The sequence below is a fragment of the Bordetella tumbae genome (assembly GCF_965139195.1).
Lineage (GTDB): Bacteria > Pseudomonadota > Gammaproteobacteria > Burkholderiales > Burkholderiaceae_B > Bordetella_A > Bordetella_A tumbae.
On sequence record NZ_CBCSJH010000003.1, the window covers coordinates 322175 to 328893 of the forward strand.

Consider the following 6719-nt stretch of genomic DNA (forward strand, 5'->3'; position numbering starts at 1 on the left):
GGACCGTTCGGGCTTGGAAAGAATTTGCGCTCAGGCACAGATCGGTGCTGGCGTCGAAAGCCGGGCGATGCCGATTTTTCGAGACGGCGACGGTTTGCGTGCCACACCCTTGGTGTTTGTCTCACACTGTGGGACGGTCTGCACACTGCAGGCGTGATGGTCTTGAGCTGTGCGGCATCTCTCTACAAAATGGACACGTGCCAATTTCGCGTGAAATCTCCATGTACATCAGCGAGCAGTTGTTAAACCCTGATGAGCGCCGTCTGCGCTTATCTACCCAGTTGGGCGTACAAAACGTGGTGCTCGACAATCGCGGCACCGAACTGGTCTCCGCTGCGGGAGGGGTGAATGCCTGGGATGCGGGCAGGTTGCGCCGCTATCGCGAATGGATCGAAGGCTTTGGTCTGAAGCTGGATGTCTTTGCGCTTGATGTCGGCAGCATTCTGCTGGATTCGTTGGTAGACCTGGATAGCGCTCGCCGGCAGCGCGATGTGCTGGCGCAGAATATTCAAAAGGCTGCGGATGCGGGCATTACCTGCTTGAAATATAACGTCCAGATGGTGGGGATCACGCGCACTGGCTTGAAGCCCGGACGGGGCGGGGCGCGTAACTCCGGCTTCGTGCTGGCGGAGTATTCGCCGGAAGATGACAGCAAGCACTCTTATTGGGGTGTGGGCTATCCCAGTAATCAAGAGGAGGGCGGTTCGGCCTCCGCCATGTTATGCGGCCAGAAAATGGCGCGCGAGGTGCCGCCCGTCAGTGCGCAGGCAGGGTGGGATGCGATCGAGTTTCTCGTGGAAGGCTTGGTGCCGGCCGCGGACGCTGCGGGAGTGCGGTTGGCCTGTCATCCGCATGATCCGGCATATCCGATAGGCGGCTTGAATGGTGTCGAGCACGTGGTCGGGTCGGCGGATGGGTTGCGGCGTTTCCTGTCACTGTCGTCCAGTCCTAATCACGGGCTTAATTTTTGCCAGGGGACCGTAGCGGAAATGTTTAAAGAGCCTGCGCAGCATATGAGTGCGGTCATTGAGGAGTTCGCGGCGACGGGGCGCATTTTCATGGTGCATTTCCGCAATATCCGCGGCGGCTATCTCGATTTTCAAGAGGTGTTTCCGGACGAAGGAGACGTGGATATGCTGCAGGCGATCAAGGCGTATCAACGGGGCGGCTATGCGGGGCCGCTATGCCCGGATCATGTGCCCGTGTCGGACATTGACGAGGGGCGTGAGCGCTTTATGGCTTTTGCCTTGGGATACACACGAGGACTCCTGCAGGCCGCAGGCGTGTGGTCGGTGCGATAGCAAACAGGGACGTGCATCATGGAAAAGCCGTTGAATTGGCGCAGCCAGCGCTGGTTGGCGCGAGAGGATTTTCGCAGCTTCAACCACCGCAGCCGATTTATGCAGATGGGCTACGAAGAGCAGGATTGGGCTGGCAAACCGATCATTGCGATATTGAATAGCTGGTCGGAATTCAATCCCTGCCATCAACATTTCCGGGATCGCGTCGAGGACGTCAAGCGCGGCATTTTGCAAGCGGGTGGTTTCCCTCTGGAAATGCCGACGATGTCGCTGAACGATGCGATCGTCAAACCCTCGGCATTGTTGTATCGCAACCTGATGGCGATGGAGGTCGAGGAAATGATCCGATGCCATCCGGTGGATGGCGTGGTGTTGATGGGAGGCTGCGACAAAACGACGCCAGCCATGTTACTGGGGGCGATCAGTGCGCAAGTCCCCGCGATTTTCTTGCCTGCAGGCCCAATGCTGCGCGGCAATTCGCGTGGCCAGACACTGGGTTCGGGTTCCGATGCGTTCATGTTCTGGGATGAGCGGCGAGCCGGGCGGATATCCGAATCTACGTGGGAAGGCATCGTGGGTGGCATTGCGCGCAGTCCCGGGACCTGCATGACGATGGGAACCGCCAGCACGATGACTGCCATTGCAGAGGCATTGGGCATGGCGTTAAACGGGGCCAGCAGCATGCCGGCGGTCGATGCGGGTCATCGGCGTATGGCGGCGCGCTGCGGCCGTCGTATTGTGGAGATGGTGGGCGAAGACCTGCACCCTGGGCGTATCCTGAGCCGGGATGCTTTCTTGAATGCCATTGTGGTGGCCATGGCGATGGGTTGTTCCACCAATGCCATCATCCACGTGATTGCGCTGGCGCGCCGTGCTGGACATACCGATATCGGGCTGGACGATTTCGATCGAATCAGCCGCGAGGTGCCCGTTCTGGCAAATATCCGGCCGAACGGGGACAGCCGTTATTTGATGGAAGATTTTCATTATGCCGGGGGACTGCCTGCATTGATGACACGCTTGTCACGGTATTTGAGGTTAGAGACGCTGACGGTGACTGGCCAGTGCCTGGGGGAAAATATCCGTCAGGCTCAGATCTATAACGACGAGGTGATTCGTCCCTGGGATCGTCCGATCTATGCGGAGGGTGCGTTGGCTGTGTTGCGCGGCAATCTCGCACCCGATGGTTGCGTGATCAAGCCCAGTGCGATGAGCGAGCAGTTTCTCAAGCACTGCGGACCTGCTGTGGTATTTGACGACTATCCCAGTCTCAAGCTGATGCTGGATGATCCACAAGCGGACATTACTGCCGATCACGTCATCGTGTTGCGCAATGCGGGCCCCAAAGGCGGGCCGGGCATGCCCGAGTGGGGCATGATTCCTTTGCCACTGAAGCTCGTACGCGAAGGCGTAAAGGATATGCTGCGTATCAGTGATGCGCGGATGAGCGGCACGAGTTATGGTGCCTGCGTGTTGCACGTGGCGCCAGAGGCCTATGTGGGCGGGCCGCTGGGGCTGGTGCGTACCGGCGATCTGATTTCGGTGGATGCGGCCGCGCGCAGTATTCACCTGGATGTGGACGAGAACACATTGATGCGCCGTCGGGCTGAATGGACATCGCCGCCTCCACGCTATGCGCGAGGTTATGGCCGCATGTTGCTGGATCACATTTTGCAGGCGGATCAGGGTTGCGACATGGATTTCTTGTTGACGCAGGCGGGGCCGGCCGTGGGCGAGCCAGATATTTTCTGATTGCTGCGTGTGGTCGCGGCATCGGCGAACTGGCCGCGCGCGAAACCATGATGCTGGCGACATTCGCAGTACGCGCCGTCAGTCATGTGCTGGCTCGTTGAATGACTTCGAAGCCGATATCACAGGGTTTGCCGCTCTTGCGGCCCTGAGTCAGGCGTTCCAGCAGTAAACGGCCAGCTTGTGTCCCTATTGCCGCCCGGTCAATACGCAGTGTGCTGAGGGCGGGGTGAGCTGCACGCGCAATAGGCAGATCGCCAAAACCCATCACGGCCAGATTTCCCGGCACGGTCCAGCCGCGTTGTTGACAGGCAAACAGCACGCCGGCTGCGAGCAGGTCGTTGTTGCAGAAGACCGCAGTAATCTCAGGGCGGCGTGCTATCAGACGGTGCAGGCTGTCGGCGGCAGCGTCTACCTGCACTGGGGGAGCAATCAACTCTGCCTCGACCTTGCGGCGCGTTGCCGACGCAAAACCTGCCAGGCGTTCGCGAGCCCTGGGCTCGTCAGCACCGATAAACGCCAACGTACGGTGCCCGCGTTGCAGTAAATGGTCCGCTGCGGCAGCCCCTGCGTCTCTGTTTGAAAAACCGACAAGCATGTCGATCGCGCTGTTTCCATCCTCGGCAGGCAAGTCCCAGGTCTGTACGACGGGAATACCGGCGCGGCGTAGTTTGGTGCGCATCGCCGTGGAGTGGTTTGTGCCTGTGAGGACGAGGCCATCGACGCGACGCCCCAGAAAGGCGTCGATCAGGGCGGCTTCTGTATCCAGGCAGTAGCCGCTTTGGCCTAATAACAGCTGGTACCCGTCCTGGGTCAGTCTTTGTGCCAGCGCCTCGATGGTTTCAGAGAAAACCAGATTAGAGATGGTCGGCACGATAGCCGCAACGATGCGTGAACGATTGGACGCGAGGCTGCCGGCAGTCAGATTAGGGACATACCCCAATTTATCGACCGCTGCCTTGACTGCTGCCAAGGTATCGGGGGCCACCAGGTCTGGCGTGTTGATGGCTCGAGATACGGTTACCAGTGAGACGCCAGCAGCATGGGCGACGTCACTCATGCGGGCTTTGGCAGAGGGTTGGCGCGGCATGGTGGGTGAAATTTCCAAATTATGGGACTGTTGACGGTCAGGAGCAGAAATCGGGATTGCGAAATTTCCGCCAATCGTCAAAATGAAAGCGCTTTCAAATTCTACATAAAACTACGGCGATCAGCCGAAAAAAGGAGACCACAATGAATCGCAGAACCCTGTTGGTTGCGCTCGGCCTGGTAGCCAGCGTGGCGAGCATTCCTGCCACGGCATTTGGGCAGAATGATGACTATCCGTCCCGTCCAGTCACGATCATTGTGCCGTTTCCTGCTGGCGGCACCAGCGATCTGATGGGACGTTTGATGGCAGATGTGCTGGGACGGCAGCTAGGAAAACCATTCGTGGTAGAGAACAAGGGTGGCGCGGGCGGCGCCATCGGTACCGATCAGGCGGCACGCGCCAAGCCTGATGGCTATACCTTGTTGCTATCCGGCATTGGCAGCAATGCCATTATTCATGGCTTCAGCCCCACGCCGCCCTACGATTCCGCAACCGACTTTGTTCATATTTCTCAGTTGGCGGCAGGTCCCAATGTGCTGGTGGTCAATCCGTCGTTTCCAGCCAAGACGTTTGGCGAGTTTGTTGCATGGGTCAAGGCGAATCCTGGCAAATTCAATTTTGGCCAGGTCAACGCCTCGTCGGGGCATGTGACGACCGAGTACCTGAAACAGGTTGCCGGCCTGGACATGGTAGGGATTCCGTACAAAGGCGGCGCGCCCGCGTTGAATGATGTGCTGGCCAATCAGATCAACGGGATGTTCACCAATCAGGACGTGGTGTTGCCTCATGTCCAGGCAGGCAAGCTGCGCGCTCTGGCGGTGACCAGCGAGCAACGTAACCCGCTTTATCCCGATGTGCCGACGGTTGCCGAATCCGGGTATCCCGGCTTCAGCGCGGTGTCGTGGACGGGTTTGTCTGCCCCCAAGGGGACACCGCCTGCCATCGTGAAGAAACTGGAAACCGCCATGATCAAAGGATTCGCGGATCCGGCGGTACGTCAAAAACTGGAGGTGGCCGGGTTTGTCGTGGTCACCTCGAAATCCGAGGATTTCACTCGTTTTGTCGACAGCGAGATTGCTCGTTGGGGGCAGGTGGTACAGAAAGCAGGCATCAAGTTGAATTGAGTGGACGCTCGTTAATCCGATATTGGAACACCCATCATGAAAGCTGTTGAATCGAATATTGTTTCTTACGCCAAGGCCGATGCGAATGTGCGCACCGCTGCCGAAAGTGGTGATCGCATTGACTGGATCAAGGTATCGTTAATCTATCTGCCATTGGATACGCCTGTCAGTGACGCAAAGGTCCTGACTGGCCGTCAAAAGCCTTTGACGGAAATCGCCTTTATTTTTGCGGAGATTCGCACGCGTGATGGGTACGAGGGGATCGGGTTCGGTTATTCGAAACGCGCGGGTGGTCCCGGGATGTACGCACATGCCAAGGAGATCGCCCCGAATTTGCTCGGCGAGGATCCCAGCGATATTTCGCGTCTGTTTACCAAGCTGCTCTGGGCTGGCGCTTCCATGGGACGCAGCGGCTTGACGACTCAGGCGATTGCGCCGTTCGATATCGCGTTGTGGGATCTCAAGGCCAAACGTGCGGGACTGCCGTTGGCCAAGTTGTTGGGGGCTCATCGTGATTCGGTGCAGTGCTACAACACGTCGGGGGGCTATCTGCATACACCGCTGGATCAGGTGCTGAAGAATGTGCAGATTTCCCGGGAAAGCGGTATCGGCGGGATCAAGTTGAAAGTCGGTCAGCCTGATCTGTCCATTGATATTCATCGCGTGGGCGAGGTTAGAAAACTGTTGGGTAATGATTTCCCGCTGATGGTGGATGCCAATCAGCAATGGGATCGCCAAAAGGCGACGCGGGCGTGCCGTGCGTTGGAGCAGTTCGATTTGACCTGGATCGAAGAGCCTCTGGACGCGTATGACTTTGAGGGCCATGCTTTGCTGGCAGATCGTTTCGATACGGCAATCGCGACGGGAGAGATGCTGACCAGCGCCGGTGAGCATGCTCAATTGATCATGGCGGAGGGCAGTGATTTCATTCAACCCGATGCGCCGCGTGTGGGTGGCATTACGCCATTCCTGGAAATCATGGCGCTGGGTGCGTTCAAAGGGCGCAAGCTCGCGCCGCATTTTGCGATGGAAATCCATCTGCATCTGGCCGCGGCGTATCCGATTGAGCCGTGGCTGGAACATTTCGAATGGCTGGGTCCGATGTTCAACGAGCAGATGCAGCTGAAAGATGGCCGCATGTATGTGTCGGACCGGCCGGGATTGGGATTTTCGTTGAGTGAGCAGGCTTTGCGGTGGCGTGCGGATTCGGAGGAGTTCGGGAAACGGCCTTAAGGCGATTCGTTGGGAGATGGTGCTCTTTGCGGATTTCGTCAGAGGTTTAGGCGTGGCTGAGGTTGATGTGCTTATTGGACGTCGAGCCGAGGCAATCGGGCCGTGGGGGCTTCACAAAGCCGGTCCGGCCCGCNGGGGCCGGACACCGTGTTCGCTCGTCTCGTCCGCGCCTTCGCGCTACCTTCGACTTCCGCTCCACTCGGCTTTGAGGCGCCCCCACGG

The 6719-nt window shown here is 58.3% G+C and carries 5 protein-coding genes; 4 read left to right on the forward strand and 1 reads right to left on the reverse strand.

The genetic code is table 11. The annotated features are described in order from the left end of the window. The first annotated feature begins 221 nt into the window (after nt 1-221). Both ACNA0J_RS06850 and araD read left to right on the forward strand, forming a co-directional pair. Nucleotides 222-1301, forward strand: a complete 1080-nt coding sequence (locus tag ACNA0J_RS06850) for a mannonate dehydratase (protein WP_415817722.1) — start codon at nt 222-224, stop codon at nt 1299-1301. A gap of 18 nt (nt 1302-1319) precedes the next feature. Further along, nucleotides 1320-3053 (forward strand): L-arabinonate dehydratase, encoded by a 1734-nt coding sequence (gene araD / locus ACNA0J_RS06855; protein ID WP_415817724.1) that lies wholly within the window; start codon nt 1320-1322, stop codon nt 3051-3053. Between the two features lie 82 nt (nt 3054-3135). On the opposite strand, the gene ACNA0J_RS06860 is transcribed toward araD, so the two are convergent. After that, nucleotides 3136-4140: a LacI family DNA-binding transcriptional regulator gene (locus ACNA0J_RS06860; RefSeq protein ID WP_415817726.1), complete on the reverse strand. Its 1005-nt coding sequence runs from the start codon at nt 4138-4140 to the stop codon at nt 3136-3138. A gap of 143 nt (nt 4141-4283) precedes the next feature. Here ACNA0J_RS06860 and ACNA0J_RS06865 point away from each other — a divergent pair, with 143 nt between their 5' ends. Together ACNA0J_RS06865 and ACNA0J_RS06870 are read left to right on the forward strand one after the other, a co-directional pair. Then, nucleotides 4284-5264, forward strand: coding sequence for a Bug family tripartite tricarboxylate transporter substrate binding protein (locus tag ACNA0J_RS06865; RefSeq protein WP_415817728.1), 981 nt, complete (start codon nt 4284-4286; stop codon nt 5262-5264). A gap of 36 nt (nt 5265-5300) precedes the next feature. Next, entirely contained in the window at nt 5301-6497 is a 1197-nt protein-coding gene (locus ACNA0J_RS06870; RefSeq protein WP_415817730.1) for an L-talarate/galactarate dehydratase, read from the forward strand. Nucleotides 6498-6719 lie beyond the last annotated feature (222 nt).

What these genes read in the sequence shown, in the direction of transcription:
- ACNA0J_RS06850 (WP_415817722.1), top strand. Translation starts at nt 222, where the DNA reads ATGTACATCAGCGAGCAGTTGTTAAACCCTGATGAGCGCCGTCTGCGC.
- ACNA0J_RS06860 (WP_415817726.1), bottom strand. Translation starts at nt 4,140, where the DNA reads ATGCCGCGCCAACCCTCTGCCAAAGCCCGCATGAGTGACGTCGCCCAT.
- araD (WP_415817724.1), top strand. Translation starts at nt 1,320, where the DNA reads ATGGAAAAGCCGTTGAATTGGCGCAGCCAGCGCTGGTTGGCGCGAGAG.
- ACNA0J_RS06870 (WP_415817730.1), top strand. Translation starts at nt 5,301, where the DNA reads ATGAAAGCTGTTGAATCGAATATTGTTTCTTACGCCAAGGCCGATGCG.
- ACNA0J_RS06865 (WP_415817728.1), top strand. Translation starts at nt 4,284, where the DNA reads ATGAATCGCAGAACCCTGTTGGTTGCGCTCGGCCTGGTAGCCAGCGTG.